Genomic DNA, 390 nt, shown 5'->3' on the forward strand with positions numbered 1-390 from the left:
GGGCCCGGGGCCGTCGGGGGGGTGGGGCGGTGGGGGGGGGCCGGGTCGCGCTCGGCGGTGAGACGGCGTACGAAGTCGGCGACCTGCGCACGCTCCCCGGTGGCCGCGAGCACCGGCCGCACCGTCTCGAACAGCCGCTCCACCAGGGCGGCCGTGGGCACCAGCCGGCCGGTGCGCGGGTCCACGCCCTGCGCGGCCCAGCCGTCGCGCGCGGCGCGCCAACAGGCCGCGCGGAGCAGCGGTCCGTCCAGTGCGGGGCCCGGGTCGCCGCGCCGCACCGCGGCCAGCGCCGCCACCACCAGCGCCCGCACCAACGTGGCGAGCGCCGCCGCGTCCGCTGCCGTCGCCGGCACGTCCAGGGCCCGGCACTCCACCGACGGGCGATGCTCG

Annotated in this window: 1 protein-coding gene; it reads right to left on the reverse strand. The window is 81.8% G+C overall.

Annotation, left to right across the window (positions count from 1 at the left end):
• Positions 1-390: glutamate-cysteine ligase family protein (locus AAHZ94_RS35120; protein ID WP_502964883.1), on the reverse strand; the 390-nt coding region annotated here is incomplete at both ends.

The organism is Streptomyces sp. HSW2009, from assembly GCF_040240285.1.
Lineage (GTDB): Bacteria > Actinomycetota > Actinomycetes > Streptomycetales > Streptomycetaceae > Streptomyces.